This is a genomic window from Bacillus sp. RC251 (assembly GCF_044908765.1).
GTDB classification, from domain to species: Bacteria; Bacillota; Bacilli; order Bacillales; family Bacillaceae_G; genus Bacillus_A; species Bacillus_A wiedmannii.
Window position 1 is genome coordinate 71,802 of the sequence record NZ_JBIYDP010000005.1, and the last position, 26,364, is coordinate 98,165.

Annotated in this window: 24 protein-coding genes; 11 read left to right on the forward strand and 13 right to left on the reverse strand. The window is 37.1% G+C overall.

Annotated elements, in window-relative coordinates:
- The first annotated feature begins 198 nt into the window (after positions 1 to 198).
- Positions 199 to 936 carry a polysaccharide deacetylase family protein gene (locus ABH961_RS18250; protein WP_098047293.1) on the forward strand — a complete coding sequence of 246 codons (738 nt, stop codon included), beginning with the start codon at positions 199 to 201 and terminating at the stop codon, positions 934 to 936.
- Positions 937 to 1,040: 104 nt separating this feature from the next.
- The gene (locus ABH961_RS18255) at positions 1,041 to 3,716 is read left to right on the forward strand and encodes a sigma-54-dependent transcriptional regulator (RefSeq protein ID WP_098047292.1); all 2,676 of its coding nucleotides are present in this window, start codon (positions 1,041 to 1,043) and stop codon (positions 3,714 to 3,716) included.
- Between the two features lie 139 nt (positions 3,717 to 3,855).
- Here ABH961_RS18255 and exsM read toward each other — a convergent pair whose 3' ends face one another.
- Positions 3,856 to 4,269 (reverse strand): exosporium regulatory protein ExsM, encoded by a 414-nt coding sequence (gene exsM, locus ABH961_RS18260; protein WP_098047291.1) that lies wholly within the window; start codon positions 4,267 to 4,269, stop codon positions 3,856 to 3,858.
- A gap of 189 nt (positions 4,270 to 4,458) precedes the next feature.
- On the opposite strand from exsM, the gene ABH961_RS18265 reads away from it, so the two are divergent.
- Positions 4,459 to 5,640 carry a chromate transporter gene (locus tag ABH961_RS18265; RefSeq protein WP_098643082.1) on the forward strand — a complete coding sequence of 394 codons (1,182 nt, stop codon included), beginning with the start codon at positions 4,459 to 4,461 and terminating at the stop codon, positions 5,638 to 5,640.
- Positions 5,641 to 5,679: 39 nt separating this feature from the next.
- On the opposite strand, the gene chbG is transcribed toward ABH961_RS18265, so the two are convergent.
- From chbG to ABH961_RS18290, 5 genes are all read right to left on the reverse strand, one after another.
- A complete protein-coding gene (chbG, locus tag ABH961_RS18270) occupies positions 5,680 to 6,384 on the reverse strand; it encodes a chitin disaccharide deacetylase (RefSeq protein WP_098643083.1) in 705 nt (234 codons plus the stop codon).
- Positions 6,385 to 6,430: 46 nt separating this feature from the next.
- Positions 6,431 to 7,756 (reverse strand): 6-phospho-beta-glucosidase, encoded by a 1,326-nt coding sequence (celF, locus tag ABH961_RS18275; RefSeq protein WP_000145768.1) that lies wholly within the window; start codon positions 7,754 to 7,756, stop codon positions 6,431 to 6,433.
- A 3-nt stretch (positions 7,757 to 7,759) separates the two neighbouring features.
- Entirely contained in the window at positions 7,760 to 8,083 is a 324-nt protein-coding gene (locus ABH961_RS18280) for a PTS lactose/cellobiose transporter subunit IIA (RefSeq protein WP_000989050.1), read from the reverse strand.
- 183 nt (positions 8,084 to 8,266) lie between these two features.
- The gene (celB, locus tag ABH961_RS18285; RefSeq protein WP_048542544.1) at positions 8,267 to 9,574 is read right to left on the reverse strand and encodes a PTS cellobiose transporter subunit IIC; all 1,308 of its coding nucleotides are present in this window, start codon (positions 9,572 to 9,574) and stop codon (positions 8,267 to 8,269) included.
- A 16-nt stretch (positions 9,575 to 9,590) separates the two neighbouring features.
- On the reverse strand, positions 9,591 to 9,893 hold the full coding sequence (locus tag ABH961_RS18290) for a PTS sugar transporter subunit IIB (protein WP_001023569.1): 303 nt from the start codon (positions 9,891 to 9,893) through the stop codon (positions 9,591 to 9,593).
- Positions 9,894 to 10,294: 401 nt separating this feature from the next.
- Here ABH961_RS18290 and ABH961_RS18295 point away from each other — a divergent pair, with 401 nt between their 5' ends.
- Positions 10,295 to 11,386: a polyamine aminopropyltransferase gene (locus ABH961_RS18295; RefSeq protein ID WP_098078600.1), complete on the forward strand. Its 1,092-nt coding sequence runs from the start codon at positions 10,295 to 10,297 to the stop codon at positions 11,384 to 11,386.
- Between the two features lie 27 nt (positions 11,387 to 11,413).
- Entirely contained in the window at positions 11,414 to 11,785 is a 372-nt protein-coding gene (speD, locus tag ABH961_RS18300) for an adenosylmethionine decarboxylase (RefSeq protein WP_098078601.1), read from the forward strand.
- A gap of 110 nt (positions 11,786 to 11,895) precedes the next feature.
- Here the strand turns inward: speD and ABH961_RS18305 are convergent, their stop codons facing one another.
- From ABH961_RS18305 to ABH961_RS18315, 3 genes are read right to left on the reverse strand one after another with little or no spacing between them, the layout of a single operon-like run.
- Positions 11,896 to 12,213 (reverse strand): PTS sugar transporter subunit IIA, encoded by a 318-nt coding sequence (locus ABH961_RS18305; protein ID WP_087983153.1) that lies wholly within the window; start codon positions 12,211 to 12,213, stop codon positions 11,896 to 11,898.
- 9 nt (positions 12,214 to 12,222) lie between these two features.
- Positions 12,223 to 13,524, reverse strand: coding sequence for a PTS cellobiose transporter subunit IIC (gene celB, locus ABH961_RS18310; RefSeq protein ID WP_098078604.1), 1,302 nt, complete (start codon positions 13,522 to 13,524; stop codon positions 12,223 to 12,225).
- 14 nt (positions 13,525 to 13,538) lie between these two features.
- The gene (locus ABH961_RS18315; RefSeq protein ID WP_048542554.1) at positions 13,539 to 13,841 is read right to left on the reverse strand and encodes a PTS sugar transporter subunit IIB; all 303 of its coding nucleotides are present in this window, start codon (positions 13,839 to 13,841) and stop codon (positions 13,539 to 13,541) included.
- Positions 13,842 to 14,064: 223 nt separating this feature from the next.
- On the opposite strand from ABH961_RS18315, the gene ABH961_RS18320 reads away from it, so the two are divergent.
- From ABH961_RS18320 to ABH961_RS18330, 3 genes are all read left to right on the forward strand, one after another.
- The gene (locus ABH961_RS18320; RefSeq protein WP_048563422.1) at positions 14,065 to 15,282 is read left to right on the forward strand and encodes a dicarboxylate/amino acid:cation symporter; all 1,218 of its coding nucleotides are present in this window, start codon (positions 14,065 to 14,067) and stop codon (positions 15,280 to 15,282) included.
- Positions 15,283 to 15,447: 165 nt separating this feature from the next.
- On the forward strand, positions 15,448 to 16,605 hold the full coding sequence (locus ABH961_RS18325) for an acyltransferase (RefSeq protein WP_098078607.1): 1,158 nt from the start codon (positions 15,448 to 15,450) through the stop codon (positions 16,603 to 16,605).
- Between the two features lie 42 nt (positions 16,606 to 16,647).
- Positions 16,648 to 17,028 carry a VOC family protein gene (locus tag ABH961_RS18330; protein WP_046960095.1) on the forward strand — a complete coding sequence of 127 codons (381 nt, stop codon included), beginning with the start codon at positions 16,648 to 16,650 and terminating at the stop codon, positions 17,026 to 17,028.
- Positions 17,029 to 17,067: 39 nt separating this feature from the next.
- Here the strand turns inward: ABH961_RS18330 and ABH961_RS18335 are convergent, their stop codons facing one another.
- Entirely contained in the window at positions 17,068 to 19,029 is a 1,962-nt protein-coding gene (locus ABH961_RS18335) for a YhgE/Pip domain-containing protein (RefSeq protein WP_098847214.1), read from the reverse strand.
- Between the two features lie 174 nt (positions 19,030 to 19,203).
- Positions 19,204 to 20,334 (reverse strand): RNA-guided endonuclease InsQ/TnpB family protein, encoded by a 1,131-nt coding sequence (locus ABH961_RS18340; RefSeq protein WP_404519755.1) that lies wholly within the window; start codon positions 20,332 to 20,334, stop codon positions 19,204 to 19,206.
- Positions 20,335 to 21,118: 784 nt separating this feature from the next.
- Between ABH961_RS18340 and ABH961_RS18345 the strand changes: the two genes are divergently transcribed.
- A complete protein-coding gene (locus tag ABH961_RS18345; protein ID WP_098076482.1) occupies positions 21,119 to 22,003 on the forward strand; it encodes a LysR family transcriptional regulator in 885 nt (294 codons plus the stop codon).
- 55 nt (positions 22,004 to 22,058) lie between these two features.
- Here the strand turns inward: ABH961_RS18345 and ABH961_RS18350 are convergent, their stop codons facing one another.
- Both ABH961_RS18350 and ABH961_RS18355 read right to left on the reverse strand, forming a co-directional pair.
- Positions 22,059 to 23,144 carry a transcriptional regulator gene (locus tag ABH961_RS18350; protein ID WP_141519954.1) on the reverse strand — a complete coding sequence of 362 codons (1,086 nt, stop codon included), beginning with the start codon at positions 23,142 to 23,144 and terminating at the stop codon, positions 22,059 to 22,061.
- Positions 23,145 to 23,235: 91 nt separating this feature from the next.
- Positions 23,236 to 23,385, reverse strand: a complete 150-nt coding sequence (locus ABH961_RS18355; RefSeq protein ID WP_000283173.1) for a hypothetical protein — start codon at positions 23,383 to 23,385, stop codon at positions 23,236 to 23,238.
- Positions 23,386 to 23,639: 254 nt separating this feature from the next.
- On the opposite strand from ABH961_RS18355, the gene cydA reads away from it, so the two are divergent.
- The gene (cydA, locus tag ABH961_RS18360; protein ID WP_000381970.1) at positions 23,640 to 24,995 is read left to right on the forward strand and encodes a cytochrome ubiquinol oxidase subunit I; all 1,356 of its coding nucleotides are present in this window, start codon (positions 23,640 to 23,642) and stop codon (positions 24,993 to 24,995) included.
- Entirely contained in the window at positions 24,988 to 26,013 is a 1,026-nt protein-coding gene (locus ABH961_RS18365) for a cytochrome d ubiquinol oxidase subunit II (protein ID WP_098076488.1), read from the forward strand. Before cydA ends, ABH961_RS18365 begins: the two co-directional genes overlap by 8 nt.
- Positions 26,014 to 26,364: the final 351 nt, after the last annotated feature.

Consider the following 26,364-nt stretch of genomic DNA (forward strand, 5'->3'; position numbering starts at 1 on the left):
GTAGTATAGACTTTACAATTATGAAATATTCAAATAGCATCCTCTTTCTTATAAGAGGATGCTATTTTTTATTCATCATTTTATATTTCCAAAATATAGATTGTTTGAGAGCTCCACTATTGGAGAAAGATATACATAATAAGAAAAGGATTATATTTTCTTTTTTACATCTTGATTGTCAAACTGAGGGTGAATGTTATGATCAAGCGAGTATTTCAATACGTTATTTTATTTTTAACAATTACTATGTACGTGTCATCTCATGCAGGAGCAACTACAATGCCCCCTGCTGAACATCATCCAAATACTGAAACTACCTCTCCTATCCAAAAAATCGCGTACTTAACATTTGATGACGGACCAAACAAATATACTACGCAAATTTTAAACATCTTAAAGGAAAAGAACGGAAAAGCAACTTTCTTTGTTATTGGCGGAAAAGTACCACATTATAAAAAAACAATGCAACGATTAATTAAAGAGGGGCATTATATCGGACTTCACAGTATGTCACACGATGTAAAACGCCTTTACACTGGTGATCCATCCGCTTTAATTACAGAAATGGAACAAACACAAAATATTGTTCAGCAAGTTACAAAATTAAATACACATCTCGTTCGTGTCCCGTATGGTAGCATGCCTTACTTAAAAAAGAATTACCGTGATGCACTTGTATCCGCCCAGTATAAAATGTGGGATTGGACAATCGATACATATGACTGGAAAAGCTATGACAATCCTTCTGCCATACTAGAAAGAGTACGTAATCAGAGTGATGAACAAGTCGAAGTGATTTTAATGCATGATTCGAGTGTAACCGTACAAATACTGCCTAAAGTAATTGATTACTTACAGTCACAAGGATACAAACTTCTTCCCTATAATCCATCTTCTCATCTCGAAGTGAACTTTTGGAAAGACACAAGATTGTAACAGCTTTAGTGCCTATATGCTAAAGCTGTTTTATTTTTCTCTTCCCACCCTTCCCATTTTTGTGTAAAATTTTAAATAGTGATGAAGTTTCGAGGTGAATAGAAATGAAACGAATAGATCTCATTTTTAACGCAATACAAGAAGGCAATTATATAGAAGGTGTAACCGCATCAGAACTCGCTACCTTGTTGCAACTAGATCGTGCCAATGTAAGTAGCGACTTAAACAAACTTGTAAAAGATAAACGTTTATTAAAAACAAATACGCGTCCTGTTCGTTTTTATATAGAAACGAACGCTTCGTTGGAAACGCATTCAAAGGAAATGACTTCATTAGATACATTTGCAATTGAAAATACAAGCCTTAAAATCGCAATCGAAAAAGCGAAAGCTTCTATTCTCTATCCTCCAAACGGTATGCATACTTTACTGCTAGGAGAAACAGGGGTCGGAAAATCTATGTTCGCTTCTTTAATGCACGAATATGCAATTGAAGTTGAACAGCTTCCTAAAAATGCACCATTTATCGTCTTTAACTGTGCCGATTACGCAAATAATCCACAGCTACTACTGGGGCAGTTATTTGGGATTAAAAAAGGAGCTTATACAGGGGCAAGTGATCAAAAAGGGTTAATTGAAAAAGCACATGAAGGGATCCTTTTCTTAGATGAAGTACATCGCCTTCCTCCAGAGGGACAAGAAATGCTTTTCACCTTTATTGACCGCGGGGTATACCGCCGCCTTGGAGAAACAGAAAACGAGCGTAAAGCACAAGTATTAATCATTACTGCAACAACAGAAGAACCAAATTCATTTTTATTAAAAACATTTACAAGACGTATACCAATGACTGTTACGCTGCCACCACTTCGTGAGCGTACACATAAAGAACGATTTGCTTTACTGCAACTATTTTTCACAAATGAAGCAATCCGTCTGCGAAAAGAAATTCACGTTAGTCCGAATACAATGCGCGCTTTCGTCTTTTACAATTGTCCCAATAACATCGGGCAATTAAAAACGGATGTACAAATTGCCTGTGCGAAAGCCTATTCTGACCTTGTGACAAAGAAACGTGACTCTGTCTATGTTTCAAGTACAGATTTACCTTGGTATATGAAAGAAGGGTTATTCATTGAAAGAAAGAGCCGTCATCTATACCAAATACCAAATGAAACATTTATATTTACAGGTGATGAAGGTTGGAGTAATCATAAAATTGAGAATGAAAAACGGTCTTCTATTTACGATTATATTGATTATAAATACGAAGAACTTCAAGCTCGCGGTATTGAAGAAGACGAATTAGAATTACTAATAGAAAATGATATTCAAAGCTTTTTCGTACAATATTTTAACCAAATTTCTAAAAAAACAAGTCATGAAAATGTTTTTAAAATTGTGGATCGTAATATCGTTTCCGTATGTGAAAGAATTGCGGAACTTGCTGAAAAGCATTTATCTAAGACGTTTGATGAAAAAGTATTTCTCGCTTTAAGCTTACATGTACAGACAACTCTACAACGTTTGCAAGCTGGGAAACAAATTCATCACCCACAACTAAATCAAATTCGTACGAAATATAAAGACGCTTTTTCCGTAGCTATGCAATGCATTCAACTACTGGAGGACGAATTACAAATAACAATGCCTATTGATGAAGCAGGATTTTTAACAATGTTCTTCGTTGTTGATCCAATTCCTGCCTCACAAACAGAAGTAAAAGTATTAATATTAGCGCACGGCAACGGCATCGCAACAGAAATGGCAAACGTCGCAAACGAACTGCTCGGCATTGAGGAAGTAACCGGTATCGATATGCCGTTACATGAATCGCCGAAAGATTTCTTAGAGCGTGTGAAAGTGTATATGAAAACACTCCAAAATGTAAATGGACTTCTCTTACTCGTCGATATGGGCTCACTCGCTTATATTGGTGATATATTAGAAACTGAGTTCAAAATTCCGGTACGTGTTCTTTCCATGACAAGCACTCCACATGCACTAGAAGCAGCTCGAAAAGCTCAACTTGGCTACTCGTTAGATGCATTGTATGAGACAGTGAAGAACTTAACACCGTTTTACTTAAACGTACAAGAAGAAAAGAAAAAGCCACTATCACCAATGAAGTCTGTTATTTTAACAGCTTGTTTAACTGGGGAAGGCAGTGCTTTAGCTATTCAAAAAATGTTAGAGAACTATTTGCGATTTGACAAAGACTTAATTGAAATTATTCCGATTAGTATCGTCCATGAAAAAGATTTAACGAAAATGATTGAGAACATAAAAAAAGAGCGGAATATCATTTGTATCGTCACAAATTTCGATGTGCAGGTGCCATGCTTAACATACCATTTCCAAGACATTGTAAACTACACAGCGATTCAGCCGATTCAAGAATTAATTACGTATGAAGAAACATATGCAAAAATGGCTGATATTCTGGAACAACAAATGCAGCGGAACGACGGAGCATTACTTATTAAAACAATTCGTTACGCATTAAATACAATTCAAGAATTAATTTCCTTACAGCTAACTCCTGACAGCTTAATGGGTGTGATTCTGCATATGAGCTGTATGGTTGACCGTCTTCAAAAAGGAGAAAGCCTCCTCCCTCATCCAGATAAAGAGAAACGAAGACAAGATGAGTACTGGATGTATATGAAAGTAAAAAAAGCATTACAACCAATTGAAAATACATTTGAAATACAAATACCTGATGATGAAGTGTTTTATATCATGGACTTCTTCATTAAAAATCAGCCTGTAAAAAATTAATTGAAGCAGTGTTTTAAATATATCGACCGTAACACGAATTATATTAGCGATTTTCACAATATATCAATTTACCGACAATAACCGCTAAAATTTGCACCTTATAGAAAAAAAGGCTGTTCCAAAATGGACAGCCTTTTTTCTACTTCTTTACTTTTCTGATTCTCCCCCTGATTTCGCCCTTCTTATTCGACTTCGTATAAACATTTACATATACATTTGCCTGAATGATTTCTTGAAGTAGGTTATCAAACGCTCTCCCCTGTAAAGGCCCTTCAAAATCCTCCACATTGACTACACCGGTCACGACTCCTTCATTTACACTAATACCTTGCTTTATTGGGCCAAACAAATTTAAAACCACTGGACCAATTTGATCCGCTTTTCCTAAATGAATTTGGCATGATGTAACTTTTTCGATGTTTTTCAATATGATCCGATATTGTAATTTCTTTAAATCATCACTAAATATAAACTCTGTTACACCATAAGCTTCTGTATTTACAGGAGGTAGTTCCCTCTTCCCTGTTAACCTCGCAAAGAAATGTGTTGTCATACGGGCATTCTCCTTATATAAATTTCCCAGCACTACTTCTACTACTTTATGGTTTATACATAATCATTTATGACTTTTTCAAGTTTTAATTACGAAGAAAAGATTCACACAATCTTTACATTAGAATCGTTCCTTTCGCTTTACTATCTCTTGTATAATGCACTTAGAAAAACATTCTAGGAGGTCATTTTGGAAAATAACAAATACACTTTTCACACATTATTAGAGATTTTTCTCGTCTCATTTAAATTAGGACTTACTTCATTTGGTGGTCCTGTCGCCCATCTTGGCTATTTCCACCACGAATACATACAAAAAAGAAAATGGATGGATGAACGAAGCTATGGAGATTTAGTAGCACTATGCCAATTCCTTCCTGGTCCTGCTAGCAGTCAAGTCGGTATGGGGGTTGGATTATTAAGAGGCGGGGTATTAGGAGCTATTATTTCATGGATTGGATTCACTCTACCGTCTGTGCTTGTTTTAGTTTTCTTCGCCTCGTTCCTTAATCAGTTCAACCTTGGAAGTGCTGGCTGGATTCATGGACTAAAGCTTGTAGCAGTCGCCATTGTTGCTCATGCCATATGGGGAATGGCGCAAAAATTAACGCCAGACCGAAATCGTGCGACGATTGCTATCGTAACTGCCGCAATCGCCTTATTATGGCCAAGTAGCTGGACACAAGTCATTCTCATTATAGTATCTGGCTTTATCGGCTGGTTTTTATATCGCAACCAACCAATTAGTCAATCTCAACATATAAAAGTACCTATTTCAAAAACGATAGCAGTTTCTTGTCTCATCTTATTCTTCGGACTATTACTGTTGCTACCAATATTAAGACCGTTCTCATATTACATCGCTTTATTTGATAGTTTCTATCGCTCTGGCGCACTTGTATTTGGAGGCGGACACGTCGTGCTACCCCTTCTTGAAGGTGAGTTCGTACAAAACGGAATGATGACGAAAGAACAGTTCCTAACTGGATACGGATTAACACAAGCCGTACCAGGTCCACTATTTACATTCGCTTCTTATATAGGAGCTGTGTTAAACGGGACGCTTGGGGCAATACTCGCAACAATTGCGATCTTTCTTCCTGCTTTCTTGCTCGTTATTGGTGTTTTACCATTTTGGGACAGTGTGAGAAAAATATCTTACATACAAGGCGCACTACTTGGAATCAATGCAGCTGTTGTCGGTATTTTATTAGCAGCTTTTTATGATCCTATTTGGACGAGCACAATTATGAACGCTATAGATTTTGTTTTTGCATCTCTTCTATTTTGCTTGCTCGCTTTTTGGAAAACACCACCTTGGGTTATCGTTATAATCGGGGCCTGTGGTGGATATGTTCTATCCATTTTGTAAATAAAAAAACGACGGCATTATGTAGCCGTCGTTTTTCTATTAAAACTTCACAAGTTCTATTCCTTCAGGCAACTCGCTCTCTGTTAAAATACGCAATTCTTTCACACGATCCATTACGTAAGAAGAACGCTTCACAAGCTCTGGGTCAATATACGCTGGATGAACCATAATTTCTACCGTTTGTTCACCTTGTACTCTTTCTTTTAACCTCACAAAGTAATCTTCCGTCACACCATCCGCATAAAAATCACTGTAAAACACGTCAGAAAACGGGCGCACTGCTCGCTCTTTCTCACAACGACGAATCGGAACATTATATTTAGTTGCTAATCTCTCAAGAACATCGTGCAAAATCGGTAATCCGTGCACATGATGATGACTATCTAAATGAGTTGGTGTTAATCCGTAAGATAAGAACTTCTCAATTTGAGCAGTCCATTCTCGCTCGACTTCTTCCGGATTTACCTTCCCTTCCCATACGACACTTTGTTTATGAAACACTCCATCGCTACTTACGAGTGATGGTACGTCTCCAAGAAGTGGTTCTCCTGCCGTTAATACGAGATGTACGCCTACTCCGAGTAGGTTATACTCTTTTGCTAAGCGCACCGCATGCTCTGTTCCTGGCATATTCATCATCATCGTCGTTGAATTTACCAGTCCATTTATATGTCCATCAATAATGCCGTAATTTGTACCTTCTGTAAGACCGAAATCATCTGCATTTACAATTAACTTAATCATCGTAATACCTCCTAATAAAATAAAAAGCGGGCTGAATAGCGCCGCTTTATTTCTCTACCTTTTTGAAGAACTGTGGAAGATATTCTTTATGTGCTTCCAACATTTCATCTAAAATTTGTTTTGCAACTTTATCTGATGGTACAAGTGGATTAATTGTCATAGCAAGCAGCGCTTTATGATAATCCCCTGTAACAGCAGCTTCAATTGTTGTGCGCTCAAATGATTTAATTTGCTGTACTAAACCGCGAACTGGTACGGGAAGGTCTCCAACTGCAATTGGTTTTGGACCTTCTTTCGTAATAATACAGTTCACTTCAACAGCCGAATCATGTGGTAAGCTTGCAATTGTTCCATTGTTTCGTGTATTAACAGGCTGGATATCACCTTTATTATTGTAAATAGACGTAATTAAGCTACATGCTGCGTCACTATAATAAGCGCCGCCACGTTTTTCTAATTGTGGTGGTTTAATATCTAAGTTCGGGTCTTTATACAACTCGAATAAATCATCTTCTAATTGTTTTACTACTTCTGCACGTGTACCTTTTTCAACTGAAGCTTCTTTCTCTTCTTCTAACATTTCACGTGTTTTGTAGTAATAACGATGGTATGGACATGGAATTGCACGAAGGCCGCGAATAAAGTCTGGCTCCCAGTTAAGCGCTGCAATATTTTCCATCGTAATTTGCTTTTCTGGATCTGTTACAAGCTCTAATACACGATCCATTACACTTACGCCATCCAAGTATACATCTAGTCCGTATACCATATGATTTAAACCTGCAAAATCAACGTGGACACGACTTGCATCTACTTCAAGTAATCTTGCAAGACCCATGCGGATTCCGATTGGAACGTTACATAGACCAACTACTCTTTGAATATTTGTATAACGAAGGACAGCTTCTGTTACCATACCTGCTGGGTTCGCGAAGTTAATTAGCCATGCATTCGGACAAAGCTCCTCCATATCCTTACAAATATCTAAAATAACAGGAATCGTTCTCAATGCTTTGAATAAACCACCAGGACCATTCGTTTCCTGACCGATTACATCATATTTTAACGGGATTGCTTCATCTTTTGCACGAGCTTCTAATAAACCTACGCGAAGCTGCGTTGTTACGAAGTCAGCACCTTTTAATGCTTCACGACGATCCAGTGTTAAATGTACCTCGATTGGTAAACCAGATTTTTTCACCATACGCTTCGCTAAGTTACCAACGATTTCTAACTTTTCTTTTCCTGCCTCAATATCTACTAACCAAATTTCACGAACAGGAAGCTCATCATAACGTTTAATAAATCCTTCAATTAATTCTGGTGTATAACTAGATCCACCGCCGATTGTAGCAATTTTAATTCCAGTCATGCTTTATTCCCCTTTCGCTTCTAACTTTTTATAAAGATCAATAAATTCTGCTGCTAATTCTTTTACTGTAATCGCATTCATTAAATGATCTTGTGCATGAATTAAAAGAACACTAATCTCTGTTTTTTCTCCTCTTGCTTCTGATTGTATGAGCTCTGTTTGGAAATGATGCGCTTCATTAATCGCTTCTTTCGCCTTTACCATCGCTTCATCAGCCTCTGCCATTTTCCCCTGTTTGGCAAATTGAAGTGCCTCCATTGCAAAGCTTCGTGCATTACCACTATTTAAAATTAATTGGAATGGAATTTGTTCTGCTGTAGTCATCATAATTACCGCCCTCTCTATTTTGGTTCAACCGATTTAAATACCCCTTCAGTTTGAACATTTCTATTAAATTATTATTTTATGAATGATAGTTTGGTGTTCTTGTAGATGGATCTCATCTTTTTGAACATGATATAAAGGTAATTGTTCTCACAGATAATGTTATCTGTGAGAACAATTACTATGTTACATAGGTACAGAGTTGTTATTTCCTTGTGCTGCTGCTTTTTCAGTACGAACAACAGAACGGTCGCATAATACTACGAATGGATAGTAGATTGCCATCGCAATTACAAAGTTGAATAACTGTAGAAGTGCACCTGAAAGATGTCCACCTGTTACAAGATAACCACTAATAATTGGTGGTGTTGCCCATGGAATCATCACAACTGTTTTTGGTACCCAACCAATAGATATAGCTGTATAAGAAGTAATTACTAATACAATTGGTGTTATGATAAACGGTAAGAATAAAATTGGATTTAAAATAATTGGTGTACCAAAGATTACTGGTTCGTTAATATTGAATGCACCTGGTCCAATTGATAAGCGAGAGACACCGCGTAATTGTGCACTTTTTGCTACAAGTAATACGACCACTAAGAACGCTAATGTTGCACCAGAACCACCAAGATATACAAAAGTATCAAAGAATGGTTTTGTAACAATGTTTGGAACATCAAATGCAGATGTACCACCTTGGAATAACTTCATATTTTTCTCTAATGCCGGTAAGTATAATGGCTCAATAATACCACCAACGATATTTGGCCCATGTAAACCGAAGAACCAAAGAAGATGAACAAGGAGTACAATGACAATTGCACTTGGTAATGTCCCTGCTAAACTTTGCAGTGGTGATTGAATCGTATTAAAGATAAATTCATGAACACTTGTACCAGCTAATTTCACCGCTAATTGAATACCTGCAACTACTGTTAAGATAACAAATGCTGGAACTATAGCTGCGAAAGATCTTAAAACTGCTGGTGGTACTCCATCAGGCATTTTTAAAGTAATGTTTCTTTGTACAAAGAAACGGAATACTTCAGTAACAAGGAGTGCCACGATAATTGCTACGAATAACCCTTGTGCACCTGTCCAAGCTAAGTTCAATCCGCCTTCTTTCGGTGTTGTTGGCGTAAGAATAATTAACGCACCAAATGAAATAATACCTGCTGACAAACCATCAACGCCGTAAGATTTTGCTAAGTTATAACTTGTTGTAAATGCTATGATCAGTGCTAGAATTGCGAAAGAACCAGTCCACATTCCACCGCCAACTTGTTTCCACGTTTCACCAAACAAACCTTTCATGAACTCTTGGAAAGCTTCAGACGGAAAACCATTAATTAGTGATGCCAATGCACCAACTAAGATAAGTGGCATAACTGCAATAAATCCGTCACGGATCGCAGCTAAGTGACGTTGCGATCCGATTTTACCAGCGACAGGAACAATATATTTCTCCATGAATGCAATAAACTTTTGCATTTCGCTTCCCCCCTAATTATTTTTTAAGTGTTAACGCGTGATCTAAAACTGCTTCTCCATTCATCATGCCGTAGTGCATTGGATTGATAACGTCGATTCCAACGTTTCTCTCATCAGCAAGCGTTTTCATTGAAGAAAGCATGTAACGAACTTGTGGTCCTAGTAATAATACATCTGCTTGATCGATATTTGTTTTTACTGCATCCCCAGATACAGCCCAAATCTTTCCTTCTAGACCGCGAGCTTTTGCAGCCGCTTCCATTTTTGTAACTAGTAAACTTGTAGACATCCCTGCTGAGCAACATAATAAAATATTCATTTGAAAATCCCCCTTGTGTAGTATAAAAAATTTATGTTTATTTATTTTTCTTTACGCTATTTATTAATGCAATTATCGTGCCAACTTTTTTAAAACCACTAAAATCAGCACTTTTTCGACTGTTTTCTTTGTGTGTTAACGCTTTCAATTAGTGTGTCACCAAAAAAACACACAGTGTGTTATAAAACAACAAGCTTTTAACACATAACTGTATGAAAATAGATTAGTGTTTAGTTGTCTAGTTGTATTTAAAACAAAAAATACACTAAAAAAATTTTTTGCGCGTGAAAATCTAGTAAAAATAAACCTCTCTTCAATACACTCTTCTATCTATTGTCCAAGCCAACTCTACTAAATTACATAGAATAGAATAAAATAACACAATTCGAAAGGGGATTCCTATGCCAAAACATAGAAAAAAGAACAAAATAAAGATTTATAGAATAACAAGCTATAAAAAAGACAAGCGCTCTGAATTAGACTCTGATAAATTTGAACTAGAACAACAGGAAATGGAAAATAAACAGGACAAGCAAGATAAACAGGATAAGCAGAACAAACAAGAACAATCGGAAAATGTAATCATAGTACCCACAAATTCACACAGCTTAGATATATGGGATGAAATTTCTCTTAAAGAAATACAAGCTGGTGAGCATACAAATTTATTTGCAAAACAAAGTAATTATCAAAATATTACTTTGTTACAAGTAAGTGATGTCCGTTTATATTTGGACAAGCAATTACAATTTAGTTCCGTCGATGAGCAAATTTATCATGAAGCACTTGTTCATCCAATTATGTCAAAGGTAATTGATCCAAAACGTGTTCTTATATTAGGTGGTGGCGATGGTCTTGCCCTGCGAGAAGTTTTAAAATATGAAACTGTGCTACATGTAGATCTTGTTGATTTAGACGAGGCGATGATTAATATGGCACGTAATGTTCCGGAAATAGTTTCTTTAAATCAAAGTGCATTTTTTGATAGTCGTGTAAATGTACACGTATGCGATGCAAAAGAATTTCTAAATTCTTCTTCCCCTCTATACGATGTAATTATTATTGATTTTCCTGATCCAGCAACAGAAGTTTTAAGTACTTTATATACAAGCGAACTTTTTGCTCGGATAGCTACATTTTTAACAGAAGATGGAGCATTCGTCTGCCAATCTAATTCACCTGCTGATGCACCTCTTGTATATTGGAGCATCGGTAACACAATCGAACATGCTGGATTGACTGTGAAAAGTTATCATACAATCGTTCCTTCTTTCGGAACTGACTGGGGATTTCATATTGCTGCTAACTCTGCCTATGTACTCGATCAAATTGAACAATTATATGTTGTGCCAACTCCCCGAACATTACCTTCTCTTCTTGCTCCTTTGTTTCAATTTCAAGAAGAACATTTAGAACAACGTAATCTCGCTCTTTTAAACTCAGAATCAAACCTTATCCTACATCAATGTTACAAAAAAGAAATGGAGTTTTGACGATATTATAGTGAGGAGTGCTACCTTATGGAATACTCTACTTTCGGTAAGCATATAATAGTAGATTTATGGGGAGTGGACTTTTCTTTATTAGATGATGTTCACTTTTTAGAATATCATTTAGTTACCGCTGCTGATCGCTCTGGTGCCCATGTTTTAAACGTAAGTACAAAAGAATTCGATCCGCATGGCGTTACTGTTTTAGTTTTACTATCTGAAAGCCACCTTTCTATTCACACTTATCCAGAAAAAAACTTTGCAGCCATTGACTGTTATACGTGTGGTACGACCGTTGAACCGCAAATAGCGATTGATTATATCGTAAGTATATTAAAACCAAATGAGATGCATATAAAAAAGCTAATCCGTGGTATAGGGGAGATTGTTCCTACCGATTAAATATCACTCTTACTCATTTGTAAAAATGAGGATTATAAATACCATCAGTGGAACGAACACTCCACTGATGGTACAGACACATACATAAAAAAACCTTGCATACGCAAGGTTCATTCAGACATCGACATCTTCCTATATAATTCTACAAATTCACTCGCTAATTCCTTCACCGTTATTGCATTCATTAAATGATCTTGCGCGTGCACCATCAGAAGGGTGACTTCGGTCTTTTCGCCACCAGCTTCTTTCTGTATGAGCTCCGTTTGTACACGGTGCGCCTCTTTTAATTCCTCTAACGCTTCTTGTAATTTCGCTTCTGCTTCTGTAAATTCTCCACGCTTTGCGCAATCAATTGCTTCCATTGAACAACTTCGTGCATTTCCCCCATGCAAAATTAAATGAAAAGCCTTCGTTTCTATCGTATCCATTTTAGTTCTTTACTCCCCCTTTTCTTCCGCCAACTTTTGTTTATCCCATATTTTTAAGAACGGTAAATAAATGAAGAATGCAAGCGCAAAATTAACAAGTTGTAACACAACACCTGAAATTTTCCCGCCCGATCCTAAATATCCACTAAAAAGAATCGGTGTCGTCCAAGGTACAGCAGCTCCGCTCGGACGGGCAACTAACCCCCATTCCATCGCAAAGTAAGAAACAATCGTTAACACAACCGGAACCAATATAAATGGAATTAGTAAAATTGGGTTCATGACAATCGGCATACCAAAAGTTACCATCTCATTAATATTAAATATACCAGGGGCAATTGACAATCTACTTAAACTTTTTAATTGCTGACTTCGTGCAAACAATAACATTCCAATAACTAAAGCAAGTGTCGCACCAGATCCGCCCATATAAATCCATAAATCAAAAAACTGTGCAGTAATCGTATTTGGTATATCTTGCCCTGCTTGGTAAGCAACTCGGTTTTGATCCATTAACGACAACCAAACCGGACTCATTACACCACCAACAATAGTAGCTCCATGAATTCCACATGACCAAAGAACATGAACGAGAATAACAGCTATTATTGCGCCCCAAAGACTAGCACCAAGTACACTAAGTGGTTCCTGTAAAATTTGCCCCACAATATTATGGATACTGCCAAAAGAAGTATTTTCTATAATTAAGCGTAAAATCCAAATAACCGTTACAACAATAAATCCTGGAACAAGCGCGGCAAATGAACGTGTCACAGCTGGCGGAACTGTCTCTGGCATCTTTATAATTATCTTTTTTTGTACAATAAACCGATAAAGTTCAGTAGATATAAGTGCAATAATCATTGCTACAAATAACCCTTGGCTTCCCATTAACGCAGCTGGGATAGCACCTTCTACAAGTACACTCTCTTTTGTACTTGGTATAATATATGCAACTTGAAATGGCGTCGCAAGTAAAAACGTCACAAGCGACAATGCCCCGGATGCTAAAGCGTCCACTTTATAATATTCTCCAAGTCTGTAAGCGATTCCAAAAACAGCTATTAAAGCCATTATATTAAAAGTTGCACTAACTGGATACCCTAAAGCCCTCTGCCAATTCTCCCCAAACAAACCTGCCATAAAATCATTATAACCTGGTATTGGTAAAGCACTAATGATGAGGAAAAATGATCCTATAATTAAGAACGGCATCGTCAAAACAAGTCCATCACGAATTGCTAGCAAATGCCTCTGTTCTGCAACCTTCCCCGCTACTGGCATTACATATTTCTCTAAAAACCGTATCATCTATCCCACACTCCTCATGGTTTCATTAACAAAGCTGCTTGCAAGATAGCTTCTCCATTACAAAGCCCGTAATGGACCGATTGAATGACATCAACAGGTATTCCCTTCTCCTTACATAATTCTTTCATTTTCGGTAATAAATAACGTACTTGCGGTCCTAGTAAAAGTACATCAGCTTCATCTATGTGACTATTGACTTCAGAACCTGATACAGCCCAAATCTTTACCTCTATCCCTTTTGCCTCTGCTGCTTTCTCCATTTTTGTAACAATCAAACTGGAAGACATTCCCGCTGCACAGCAAAGTAAAATATTCATCCCTTTTCCCTCCCCCTTTTTCCAAACCTAAGTTACAGTGCATCCTTTGCCACCACTAGGTTACAAATATATATGTCTAGATTTCCTGCTGTATGCCGAGCTTAAAAACAAAAATTTCTCGGTTTTCACGCTATTCCATCTATCATTATTCTCCTAGTAAAGAGGACTCTAACTCGCTATAATAATTCAGTATGATTTTTTTAATTGATAGGAGGATATATTTATGAAGGCATATCGCTTTCCACTTATTTTATTATCTTCTATCCTAATTGGTGGTTTCATTGGTTATTTCATGGGTGCCGATGCAGTTGCTTTAAAGCCGCTTGGTGACATTTTCTTAAACTTAATGTTTACGATTGTTGTACCTTTAGTGTTCTTTAGCATCGCGTCATCTATTGCTAATATGGATGGATTAAAACGTTTCGGTAAAATTATGTCGAGTATGGCTGGGACTTTCTTATTTACAAGTATTTTAGCTGCTATTTTTATGATTATTGTCGTGAAAGTATTCCCACCAGCACAAGGTGTTGTATTAGAACTAACACAACCTGACAAGGCTGAAAAAGCGGTTAGTGTTGCGGATCAAATTGTTGGTATTATAACAGTATCTGACTTCTCGAAGTTACTATCTCGTGAAAATATGTTAGCTCTTATTTTCTTCTCTATTTTAATGGGGGTTGCAACTTCAGCAGTTGGTGAAAAAGGAAAGCCATTCGCTACATTCTTACAAGCTGGTGCAGAAATTTCAATGAAAGTTGTATCTTTCATTATGTACTACGCTCCAATCGGACTTGCTGCTTACTTCGCGGCATTAGTTGGTGAATTTGGACCACAACTTCTTGGAACTTACTTCCGAGCAGCAATGGTATACTATCCAGCGTCTCTCATTTACTTCTTTGTATTCTTCACGTTCTATGCATACCTTGCCGGTCGCAAACAAGGTGTACAAATCTTTTGGAAGAACATGGTCTCTCCTACAGTTACATCACTAGCAACTTGTAGTAGTGCCGCAAGTATTCCAGCGAACTTGGAAGCAACGAAGAAAATGGGTATCTCTTCTGACGTTCGTGAAACAGTTGTCCTTCTTGGATCTACACTTCATAAAGATGGATCTGTTTTAGGTGGCGTATTAAAAATTGCTTTCTTATTCGGTATTTTCAACATGGAATTCGAAGGACCGAAAACATTAGCAATTGCACTTGTTGTTTCTCTATTAGTAGGAACAGTAATGGGCGCCATTCCAGGCGGTGGTATGATTGGTGAAATGTTAATCGTTTCTCTATACGGCTTCCCGCCAGAAGCATTGCCAATTATCGCAGCAATTAGTACAATCATTGATCCTCCTGCAACGATGTTAAACGTAACAGCAGATAACGCTTGTGCCGTAATGACAGCTCGCCTTGTAGAAGGTAAGAACTGGATCAAAAATAAATTTGCTTAATAAATAGAAAGAGGATGCTCATTTTGAGCATCCTCTTTTGTTGTTATTTGTTGATAAGTCGATATAATCCATTCCGCCACAAATTTGTTAAAACCTTCACAAATATTCCACACTCATTATCCATTCTCCGTACTATAATCATGTATGGAAAAGGAGATGGACAATATGACTCAAAGCGCACCAGAATTTAAAGTTTTGCAAAGCATTGCATTCCTCGCTGTCGTTTTGCAAAGTTCCTTATTATATACAATGAATCAAGGAAATGTTTCACTTGAGCAATCCCTCATTATGGGCATGCTATTCAACCTTGCAAAATTTTCGGCACCTGCATTCATATTTATCGTTGGCTTTCACTTAATTCGGCAATATACGAAGCAACTGGTCTACACAGAATATATTTATGAAAAAGCCGCACATTTACTCATTCCTTATTTCTTCTGGTCTATGCTTTACTTATTAACAACAAACGATATGATTACACTACAAAACGGAATCAAAAGTTTATTACTCGGAACAGCCGCGCCCCATCTTTGGTACGTTATTATGATGTTCCAAATTCACTTATTGTTCCCTTTGCTATGCACACTATTTTATTGGTTTCAAAAACGAACAGAAAATAAAAAAGACATATATAAATATATGACCATCTTTGCTTGTCTATATTTCCTCTTAATGTGGTATTCTTCCCACTACATTTTTAATGGAGAGAAATTGACTAGCTCAACCATTTTACATTATACAGATCGTTCCTTCTTCTTCTACTCATTCTATTTCGTCATGGGAGGAATCGCTGCTGTCGCACTAAAAGCGTGGCGTACATTTGTCATGAAACATATCCCGCTTATAACAATGTTATTTTTCGTCTTATTTCTATTCATCAATTATGAGTTATTTAGTTTTTACGGAGCAAACTCTATTCATTTAACCGTTTCGACTTATTTAAAACCGTCTATGTTTTTATATATCGTATGCGAAATTATTATACTTTACGTGCTGTCTATTACAATCGTACAACGACGAGGTTTCTTATATAAAGCTTTACGATTTATTGGGAGTTACACGTATGGTGCTTATTTAGCTCATTTTTTCTTCTTGCAACTATGTACAAAATTCCTTTCTTTGTTCACACTGCAAGAAAACACAATATTATATAGCCTATTATTATTTACAATAACGGCCACAATCTCAATTTCAGCAATGGTCATTTGTAGTACACTACCATTTCATACATGGATTACAGGACCTTCTCCTACGAAAAATGTGAAATGGGCTAAGATTGTACTTCGGAAAAATCACGAAAAGGTATTCAAACCATATCTTTGATATAATAGAATTCCATACAAGAAAAGAAAGTAGGACACACCTATGATTAATCAAATTGGACAAATTATGTTATATGTAAATAATCAAGATGAAGCAGTACAATTTTGGACTGAGACAGTAGGATTCCAAATTATTGCGGAAGAAAATAACGGACAAGGCTTTCGCTGGATTGAAATTGCACCAACGAAAGAAGGAGGCACAAGCATCGTCCTTCACGATAAAGCGTTAATTGCGAAGATGCAACCTGAATTAAACTTAAATACACCTTCACTTATGTTCTTCTCTAATAACTTAGATCAACTGTATAAAGATCTTTCTGAGAAAAACGTTACAGTTGGACAAGTTGTAGATTTACCTACTGGTAGAGCATTCAACTTTGCTGATAATGAAAACAATTACTTTGCGGTAATGGAACGCAAATAAAAAAGAAGCTATCCGTTTTTTCGGATAGCTTCTTTCATTTTAAGAAACTTGTTCTGCATTTGTTTCCCTATGTTGTATATGACTCGTGATCCAAGCAATTCCGCCGGCAACAACGAGATAGCATAACAATATTAAAATTTGCATTTGTAATTGCGACCAATCTCCTAAAGAAATCACATCTTGTAGCCCTCTAAGAGAATGGGACATTGGAAGAAACTGTCCAATTTTGCTAAGAACAGCTATATTTAATTCTCCTGGGAAAGTCCCCCCGCTCGTCGCTAATTGCAGGACGAGAAGCGTTACCGCTAAAAATTTTCCAACAAGACCAAATACCGTTACTAACATGAGAATAAATGTCATGAACGTAAAGGAAATAACAATACTTGATAAAACAAAGAGTGGCACACTTGCAACTTCTAATTTCATAACTCCTAGCACAGCCACATCCACAAGTAATGCTTGAATAAGTCCAATTACATATACCAATCCTAGTTTATTAATAAAATGTACTGTTCCGCTTACCTTCATATTTTGTCTACGGCCAAGAGGTAAAATATTCGATGCCATAATTCCGCCAACATAAAATGCAAGGGATAAGAAATATGGCGCAATACCTGAACCGTAGTTAGGTACGTCCGAAACTGTTGACTTCACTAACTGAACTGGCTCTGAGAACATCGTATTGCGTGCATCATCATTGCGAACATCCGCTATCTTCTCTGCACCCTCTCCCAATTTCGTAGAAAGTTCTTTCGCACCATCGTCAAGTTTAACAAGTCCGTTCGTTAATTTATCAGCACCATGATTCAGCTCTGTTCCGCCACTCGCAAGGTGATTTACACCTTCTTGTAATGATGTAAATCCATTTCCCCATTTCGTAAATCCGTCAGCTACATTCGCAGCACCATCTGCTATCTTTTTCGTTCCAGCAGTAGCTTCGTTTAACTTAACTCCGAATGTATTCATACCTTCTTCAATCTTATTCTGACCGTCAGCAAGCTTCTTCGCACCTTGTGTCAATTGTTGTTGGCTATTATTTAAAGTGTTTGCTGCTTTAGCTAATCCGTTAGAAGTAGCAATGATCTTTTGAAAAGCAGGATCTTGTTGCACTTCTGGATGACTTTTCACGTACTCTTCTAATTGTTGCTTTACACTATTTGCTGCATTGTCCGCTTTCACTTGCCCTTCAGCAAGTTTCTCACTTCCGTTCACCCATTCATTTGTACCCGCACTTAATTCACTAACCCCTGATTGTAGAGTTTTTTCACCTTGCACCAATAATTCCATCCCGCTATGAAGCGAGTTTGCTCCTTGACTTAGCTCGTTTGCTCCGCCAGTTAAGGCTGATTGGCTAGCAGCAAGTTTTTCACTTCCCTCTTTCACTTTGGATGTCCCGTCACTTAAACGATGAATACCATCTGCAAGCTGATTGGCTCCGTTTCTTGCATCTGTCGTTCCTTCATGTAACTTCTCAGCCCCATTACTTGCATCACTCAATCCTTGTGCTAAGTCTTGAAACTTTGAAAAGACACCTTCTGTATAAGATTTCGTAATACTATTTGAAATTTTTGTTTTCATATTTTCAACAGCTGTCGTTCCAATTTGAGCTGCTACAAAGTTTTTACCTGGATTTACTTTGTACTGAAGCTGTGCTGGCTCTGGTTTCTCATCCATTAGTGTACTTACCTTTTGAGAGAAATCCTCTGGAATCGTAACAACCATATAATACTTATCTTCTTTTAACCCTTCATCAGCATGTTTTTCTGATACGAAATGAAAAGCTAGTTCCTTATTCTCTTTTAAATTTTTTACAAAATCATCTCCTGCATGAATTGTTTTTTCATCCATCGCAGCACCCTTATCTAAATTTACAATCGCAACAGGTAATTTATCTAATTTTCCATATGGATCCCAGTATCCAGCTAAAAAGAATCCTGAATAAATTAAAGGAACGATTAATAGAAAAATTAAAGCGATACGTCCATGTTTATGGTGCCACATCGCTTTCCAATCTTTAAATATAAGTTGAATTCCGATACGATAAACTTAACTAAATCTATACAATTCAATCAAATTTACACGAGTTAGTGCTTCATTGTGTTCTCGCAACCCCGAAGGGACGAGGGGTATAACACTCCACACGAGGCAGTATCGTTACCTCCTATTATCAAGCATTTATTTTACCCATCTTGATAAATTTATCGAAGCATTTGCATCCCTATCATGATGGCTATTGCATGAAGCACAACGCCACTCACGTATTTTTAAACTCCACTGTCCTTCTGGTTGAACGGAATGGTCGTATTTTACTCCACAACATGAGCAAATCTTGCTTGAGGCGAACCATTTATCAGCTTTTACATACGCAATGCCATATTTCTCGCACTTGTATGATAAACATTGAAAGAAGAAGTGTAATTTTTGAAATGAAAATGCTTTCGATAGTTTTTTGTTTTTTAACAGGTTTGAGATAGATAAGTCTTCCACAACAATCCTCATTGGTTTGGTTTTCACCAATTTAGCTGTTGCTTGATGGATATGGTTATTTCGGATATTCGTAATTTTCCTAGATAACCGCAGGTGCTCAGCTTTCGCTTTTTCATATCCGGCAGATTGAATTTTCATACCTTTTTTAAATCTCCTAGACATATCTCTTTGCGCTGACTTTTTCCTTTTCAAAAGTTTTTTAACCTTGGCATCTTTGTTTATATTTCGTTCTTTCATACCATTAGAAGCTACAAACAGCTCTTTTAACCCAACATCCACACCAATCGACTCATTGGTTAGTTCTTGGAATTCAAAATCTTCTTGGAACCCTACACTAATCCACCAGTGACGACCATCAAAGGTAACTCTTGGATTGGATGGCTTTTTGTTTCTTGGTAGTTGTTGGCTTGTTTTCACTTCCCCAATAGACTGAATATGAACTACTTTCTTTCCTATAATCAGCCTTTCATAATTGGCATAAAATCCTTGGATTAAATCTTTTTTGGATTTATAAGAAGTGTGATAACCATTTTTGTACTTTTTGAACGAATGTTTTCTCGCCTTATCAAAATCTTTTGAAGCCTGTTTGGGAACTTGTGCATTAATGTCTTTTAACCACTCATATCTCTTTCGCTTCTTAATCTTTGTAAATCGTTTCTGTAAAGCTAACTGTGAAACAGATTTTCCAAATAGCTTATAGTATCTATCACTCATTCTTTTACAATAGTTATAAGCGAATCTTGCAGCACCTGCATGGTTTCTAAGCACTTTTTCTTGTTCAGGCGTTGGAATCAATCTAACTTTCTTCGCCAATATCATCAGAATGTAACTCCTTTAATGAAAGATTTGTTCTTCTGAATAGTAGCGTGTTCCACCAGCATTCTCTTAAGACTACTAGGATACAAACCTGTTAATTCCGATACTTGACTAACTCGTAAAAATTTCATTATTATTCTTACCTCATTAAACCTACAATAGCACACATGTTCGGTACGTTCAATGAGGTTTGATAGATTTAATTAAATGTATCTCGTTCAACTAAGGGCGCAATTCCTTAGCCAGTTCTCTTATGAACTTCTCATGTTTTCACATGAGCGCAGACTATATGTTTATCTACTTAGAGATAGAGGATTTTTCCACCACCATAGGCTTGTGGTGTACTCTCGTCAGTTATACGAGATAGTCGTTGAACGTTCATCTTATCCATTTTGACTTAGATGATTCGAGGCGGAAGACCCATTGTTCTAGTGTTTAGGATTTAACCTTGCACCATCTGATTGATTTTTTCTGCTTTCGCGACATTCACGCTCGCCATTTCTAGCCACGTTGTAGCTCAATCAGCTTTAGGGATTGCCCGCAGTTAACCCTCACTACTAGCCAATCACTTGACTAGCAGGGCTTACTGATATATTTAATTAACTTTCGTTATAATTGGTTAAATAAATCGTAACAGTTAGTTACCCTTCATGAAACATACTCCTTCTCCTAATTTCACACCATTACAATGGTTTAACAGATTTACTATACACGCCACTTTTCATACTGTATAATACATCTTTAATTATCAATTCATTCCTTTTGGTCTATAGAAAGGAGAGTCAAAATGGAACTTCTGCAACTAAAATACTTTCAGACAGTCGCACGATTAGAACATATGACAAAAGCGGCTGAAGAATTGCATATCGCACAACCTTCGCTCAGCAAAACAATCGCTAGATTAGAAAAGGACTTAGGCGTCCCGCTATTTGATCGCCAAGGTCGACAGATTACATTAAACTCTTTTGGAAAAGTATTTTTAAAACGAGTAGAGCGCATTTTTCATGAATTAAGTGAAGGTGAACGAGAAATTAAAGATTTAGCTGAATTACAACAAAGCTCTATTACACTGGCAGTTTCTATTCCGAGAATATTACCAGAACTACTCGGTTCTTTTTTACTAGAGCATCCTAACGTTCGATTCCAACAATTTCTCGCATCTACTCCTTCTATGAAGCGACAACTAGATAATATAGAAATTGACTTTTGCATTTCTTCTGTACCAATTGAAGGCGAGGAAATTATGTGGGAACCACTTATTACAGAAGAAATTTTCTTAGTCGTCCCTTCAGGTCATCGTTTATCAGGACGCGACAGTATTCACCTGCATGAAGTAAAAGATGAACCATTTATTAGTATGAACACTGGTTACGGATTTCGGCACTTAACAGATGAATTTTGCAAGGAAGCTGGTTTCACTCCACATATCGCTTTTGAAGTAGATGAACCAACCGTAATTAGCGACCTTATTAAGCAAGGTCTCGGCATCGCCTTTGTCCCAAGTTTAACTTTATTAAAAAACTCTACTTTAGCATTAAATAAGTTACGTATTATTGAACCCAATTGCGAGCGAACTATCGGATTAAGTTGGTCGAAGAAACGCTACTTATCAAAAACCGCTCAGCAATTCCGTAAATTCGTAATTGACTACTTCTCCAATATTAGAACGTAAAATTATATCGACTTAGTAAAAAATAAAAGGTGCCACCTTCAGAGGATAGCACCTTCTATTTCTTATTCTTCTCTAATTCCATTTCCGCTAAAAGTGGCAATACGTTATCGAAAATATGTGTATTATTATTTTCGCCTGTTACGTATCCACCGTAATATCTACTAAATACGTTGTCATTTCGGAATGTGGCCATATGATCATATAATTCCTTTGCAAACTTTGTATCACCTGTTTGTAGTACGTACAAGATCGTTAGTCCGTATGCAGCTGGCGATTCATAATTCACAGTTTGTTTTCCCGTTTCTAAATTGTAACGACCGTATAGCTTTCCATCCTCATGGAATTTTTTCTTTATAAATTCCATGTAAGCATCTGATGAAAGGCCACCTAAACTACGATGATATGCGACGTATGATTGGTCAATAAGATTCACTTCTTTATCGTACGTAAAAGTACCATCTTCTTTATACTCTTTCGGGAATGCCCAGCCATGCCTTGGGTAATCCGCTAAAAATTGAACCACGTCCTGATATTGCTGATCAGAAACTTTCCCGTACTTTTTCATATACGAGAATGCGTGCGGATTTAAGTATGATGTTGTTGCAAAATTATTTTGTTTACCTGCATCTGCATCATAATAATCAACGTAATAATTATCTTTCTTATTATAACGAATTACAGCGTCACTCAATTGATCTGCCAAGTTTTTATAACGCTCTTCCTTGTACATTTCATAAGCGCGATATAATTGTTCTATAATACGAAGATCATCTATAAGTGCATTTGTAGCTGACTGTATTTCTCCCTTTTCAGAGATTTTCCATAAAACAATTTGGTCCTTATGTACAAAGTTATTTTGAATAACCTTAACTTGTTCATCGAATAACGCTTGATCGTCTTTATCCAATGTATATTGTAGCCACAGTCCTGCTGATTCCGATAAAGCTTCACGGCCTTTCGCTTCACCCGTACCTGCCTTTGTATCCGCTAAACGATATGTGGCAAGCGTCCCATTTTCATTCACCATATGTCTTAAAATAAAATGTTCTGTACGGTTTCCTTGTATAGCTGACCAAAATACAATGCCACCTAAAGCGATTAAGAGAATAACTCCAATCCCTATATATAAACGTTTCCGCAATCTTTTCACCTCCCTAATAAGGCTAGCCTTAATTTTACCAGAACATACGTAAAATTAAAAAAGACAATCTATTAGATTGTCTCCCTTGCCTCTATCCCTCACAAGCCTCTTTAGAAGGTCTATATAGCGATGCCACAAGTCGATCATATTCACGACGCGTAATCTCTTTATTATACAGCTTCAATAATAAATCTCTATGCTCTTTTGAAAATGCCATCTTTTTAATGACTTCAGGATACATAAAACATCCTCTCCATTTCACATAAACTTCTTCACCTCGAAAAACAGAACTTATGTTCGCATAAAAGATTATAAAATATTCCTTACTAAAAAACAAACAAAATATTATTAAAAATTAACTTCTTTCTATTTAGAATATTCAAACATTATATTACCATATCCACTTTTTAAATACATATATATTTTTGGTAGTTTTTCTGAATAAATCTTCCAATTCAATCAGAAAATAATGGCAAAAAGAAGAGGAGTTTACATATGGATACGGTAACATTAGCAAGAGCATTTTTTGGTTCTTCATTAGCATTTCACATTATCTTTGCAACACTTGGTGTCGGACTTTCATTAATGATTTTTATAAGTGAAATACTCTATCACTGGAAGAAAGATTCCGATTACGCCATTATGGCGAAAAGATGGACGAAGGCTTTTGCCATCCTTCTCGGTGTAGCAATTCCAACTGGAACAATTGTTGGTGTGCAAATCTCACTTCTTTGGCCTGGTTTTGCCAAAATTGTTGGGCAGGTTATTTCTGTTCCCTTTCAAATTGAGATTTTCGCCTTCTTTTTAGAGGCGTTGTTCATGTCTATTTATGTATATGCAGCTGACAAACTACCTCCATTCATGAGATTAATCTCGCTATTCTTCGTCATGATTGGTGCCACGGCATCTGCCGTGCTTATTACATCAGCAAATACATGGATGAATACACCCGCAGGCTTTTCAATGGGGCCAGATGGATCAGTTTTTAACGTTGATCCATGGAAAGCTTTCTTTAATCCGAGTTTTGGTACAAGCGCATTCCACGTTGTGATTACAGCCTATACAACTGGAGCTGCCGTCATTGCCTCTATCGCTGGATTTAAATTATTAAAGAAGAACTTAAGTAAACGTGAAATTGCTTATCATAAAAAGGGACTACTGTTAGGACTCGTCGTGACATTTATTACAGGTGCTACGATGTGGCTTTCGGGACACGAATCGGCGATTGCCTTACATAAGCATTCTCCTGAAAAACTTGCATCTGCTGAAGCTTTATTTGAAACGACATCACATGCACCGTTATCAATTGGCGGAGTTGTAGACCCTAACACACTTGAACTAAACTATGCACTAGAAATCCCGAATATGCTTAGCCTACTAGTGGGACTCGACCCTAGCACCGTCGTAAAAGGACTAAAGGAATTCCCACAAGAAACATGGCCACCATTTTACACACATACACTATTCAACTTAATGGTCGGCACCGCTGCCTTTACTTTTGCAGTTGCAGCAATCGCCCTCTTATATTGGTACTTTGTTTACCGAAAAAAAGGTGCAGAATTACCGAAGTGGCTTCTTTGGGGAGCTGCAGCATGTGGACCAATTATGATGCTCGGTATTGAATTCGGGTGGATTTTCAGCTGTAGTGGTCGTCAACCATGGACCATTTATGGTATGCAACGGACAGTGGACGCTTCTACACGCGCTGATTTTGTCGGTCCTTTATTTATTCTATTCATCATTTTATATATTGGACTCGGCATTTTAACAGTTTTTGTACTACGGACATTCTTTAAGAAACATCCGCTTACAAATGATTTACATCACGAAGGAGGCGATTCTCGTGCATGAGGAAAGTATTGCAATCATCATCTTATGGGCTCTTATTTTCGTATACAGTATATTAGGGTCCATCGATTTTGGAGCAGGTTTTTGGGGCATGGTATACGCAAAACATCCAACGCTCGCTGCCAAACTTGCCAATCGATACTTATCACCAACTTGGGAAGTAACAAATACATTTCTCGTTTTTGTCGTTGTCGCTTTTCTCGGTTTCTTTCCGAAAGCTGCTTTCACCCTTGCGACAGTGATGTTCGTGCCAGTTATGTTAATTTTAATACTCATTGCAATTCGCAGTACATTCATGGTATTTGCTTACTCTCTGCCAAAGTATCAATTCCTCCTTCGGGTGATTTCAGGTATTACTGGGCTCTTAATTCCAGCCTTATTAATTACTGTTTTACCCGTTACAGAGGGGGCTTATATTACAATTTCTGAAGGAAAAGAAGTACTCCTGTATGGAAAACTTCTTTCTAGCCCGGTTATCTACTGCTATATGCTCTTTGGGCTAACTTCGGAACTATTTCTCTCCTCTCTCTTTCTTGCTGATTTTGCGAGAGAGCAAGGTTCAGAAGATTCGTATAGAATTTATAGAAGAAACGCCATCATCCTCGGTCCTGCAACACTCGTTACGGCGATTATCGCCCTCGTTGTAATGGATCCGGAAACACACTGGCTTATGCAAGGACTAATAAAGCAATTCCCATGGTTTACAGTTTCTATCGTTTTATTCGTTATCGGATACTCTTCTCTTTGGTGGACAAACAAGAAGTACGGCACACTAGGATACCCTCGCATCGCCGTTTTAGCGGTCGTCGCTCAATATGCATTTGCAAGTTACGCTTACGGTGTCGCGCATTTACCTTATATTATTTATCCTGATGTAACTGTATTTACAAGTTTTACAACGACAGAAACATTCTATGCATTGCTTATCCTATACGCAATTGGAATCGCAATTTTACTACCAGGATTTATTTTCTTCTGGAATTTATTCTTGAAGGATCGAACTTTTTTGAAGGGAAAATAATATATTCGGGGGAGTCTGTTCCAAAAGGCATTTGGGATGGGCTCCTTTTGTCATGTTTTGTCGATAAGTCGATATATTTTAAAAATCGCTAATATATTTTGAGTTGCGCTGATATATTTTAAGCTGCACCAATATATCTCCATAATCGCCCATATAAATTTCATTTACTATCTTACTGCCACTCTAATTTATAGACTCCTCTCATAATAGTTATTTCACTATTCGTGACACTTGTCCTTTCGCTTGAAAAACACATATTCACTTCATTCTATTATATGCCTAGTTCTTCTTATTTTTTGCTGAATATACTACCAATACAGACCTTGAGACAAGCTACATTGGTTTAAGGAA

What these genes read in the sequence shown, in the direction of transcription:
- ABH961_RS18250 (WP_098047293.1), top strand. Translation starts at nt 199, where the DNA reads ATGATCAAGCGAGTATTTCAATACGTTATTTTATTTTTAACAATTACT.
- ABH961_RS18305 (WP_087983153.1), bottom strand. Translation starts at nt 12,213, where the DNA reads ATGGATACGATAGAAACGAAGGCTTTTCATTTAATTTTGCATGGGGGA.
- celF (WP_000145768.1), bottom strand. Translation starts at nt 7,756, where the DNA reads ATGACTGGAATTAAAATTGCTACAATCGGCGGTGGATCTAGTTATACA.
- chbG (WP_098643083.1), bottom strand. Translation starts at nt 6,384, where the DNA reads ATGATTAAGTTAATTGTAAATGCAGATGATTTCGGTCTTACAGAAGGT.
- ABH961_RS18295 (WP_098078600.1), top strand. Translation starts at nt 10,295, where the DNA reads ATGCCAAAACATAGAAAAAAGAACAAAATAAAGATTTATAGAATAACA.
- ABH961_RS18255 (WP_098047292.1), top strand. Translation starts at nt 1,041, where the DNA reads ATGAAACGAATAGATCTCATTTTTAACGCAATACAAGAAGGCAATTAT.
- ABH961_RS18345 (WP_098076482.1), top strand. Translation starts at nt 21,119, where the DNA reads ATGGAACTTCTGCAACTAAAATACTTTCAGACAGTCGCACGATTAGAA.
- ABH961_RS18340 (WP_404519755.1), bottom strand. Translation starts at nt 20,334, where the DNA reads ATGATATTGGCGAAGAAAGTTAGATTGATTCCAACGCCTGAACAAGAA.
- ABH961_RS18330 (WP_046960095.1), top strand. Translation starts at nt 16,648, where the DNA reads ATGATTAATCAAATTGGACAAATTATGTTATATGTAAATAATCAAGAT.
- speD (WP_098078601.1), top strand. Translation starts at nt 11,414, where the DNA reads ATGGAATACTCTACTTTCGGTAAGCATATAATAGTAGATTTATGGGGA.
- exsM (WP_098047291.1), bottom strand. Translation starts at nt 4,269, where the DNA reads ATGACAACACATTTCTTTGCGAGGTTAACAGGGAAGAGGGAACTACCT.
- ABH961_RS18355 (WP_000283173.1), bottom strand. Translation starts at nt 23,385, where the DNA reads ATGTATCCTGAAGTCATTAAAAAGATGGCATTTTCAAAAGAGCATAGA.
- ABH961_RS18335 (WP_098847214.1), bottom strand. Translation starts at nt 19,029, where the DNA reads ATGTGGCACCATAAACATGGACGTATCGCTTTAATTTTTCTATTAATC.
- celB (WP_098078604.1), bottom strand. Translation starts at nt 13,524, where the DNA reads ATGATACGGTTTTTAGAGAAATATGTAATGCCAGTAGCGGGGAAGGTT.
- ABH961_RS18280 (WP_000989050.1), bottom strand. Translation starts at nt 8,083, where the DNA reads ATGATGACTACAGCAGAACAAATTCCATTCCAATTAATTTTAAATAGT.
- celB (WP_048542544.1), bottom strand. Translation starts at nt 9,574, where the DNA reads ATGCAAAAGTTTATTGCATTCATGGAGAAATATATTGTTCCTGTCGCT.
- ABH961_RS18320 (WP_048563422.1), top strand. Translation starts at nt 14,065, where the DNA reads ATGAAGGCATATCGCTTTCCACTTATTTTATTATCTTCTATCCTAATT.
- ABH961_RS18290 (WP_001023569.1), bottom strand. Translation starts at nt 9,893, where the DNA reads ATGAATATTTTATTATGTTGCTCAGCAGGGATGTCTACAAGTTTACTA.
- ABH961_RS18325 (WP_098078607.1), top strand. Translation starts at nt 15,448, where the DNA reads ATGACTCAAAGCGCACCAGAATTTAAAGTTTTGCAAAGCATTGCATTC.
- cydA (WP_000381970.1), top strand. Translation starts at nt 23,640, where the DNA reads ATGGATACGGTAACATTAGCAAGAGCATTTTTTGGTTCTTCATTAGCA.
- ABH961_RS18315 (WP_048542554.1), bottom strand. Translation starts at nt 13,841, where the DNA reads ATGAATATTTTACTTTGCTGTGCAGCGGGAATGTCTTCCAGTTTGATT.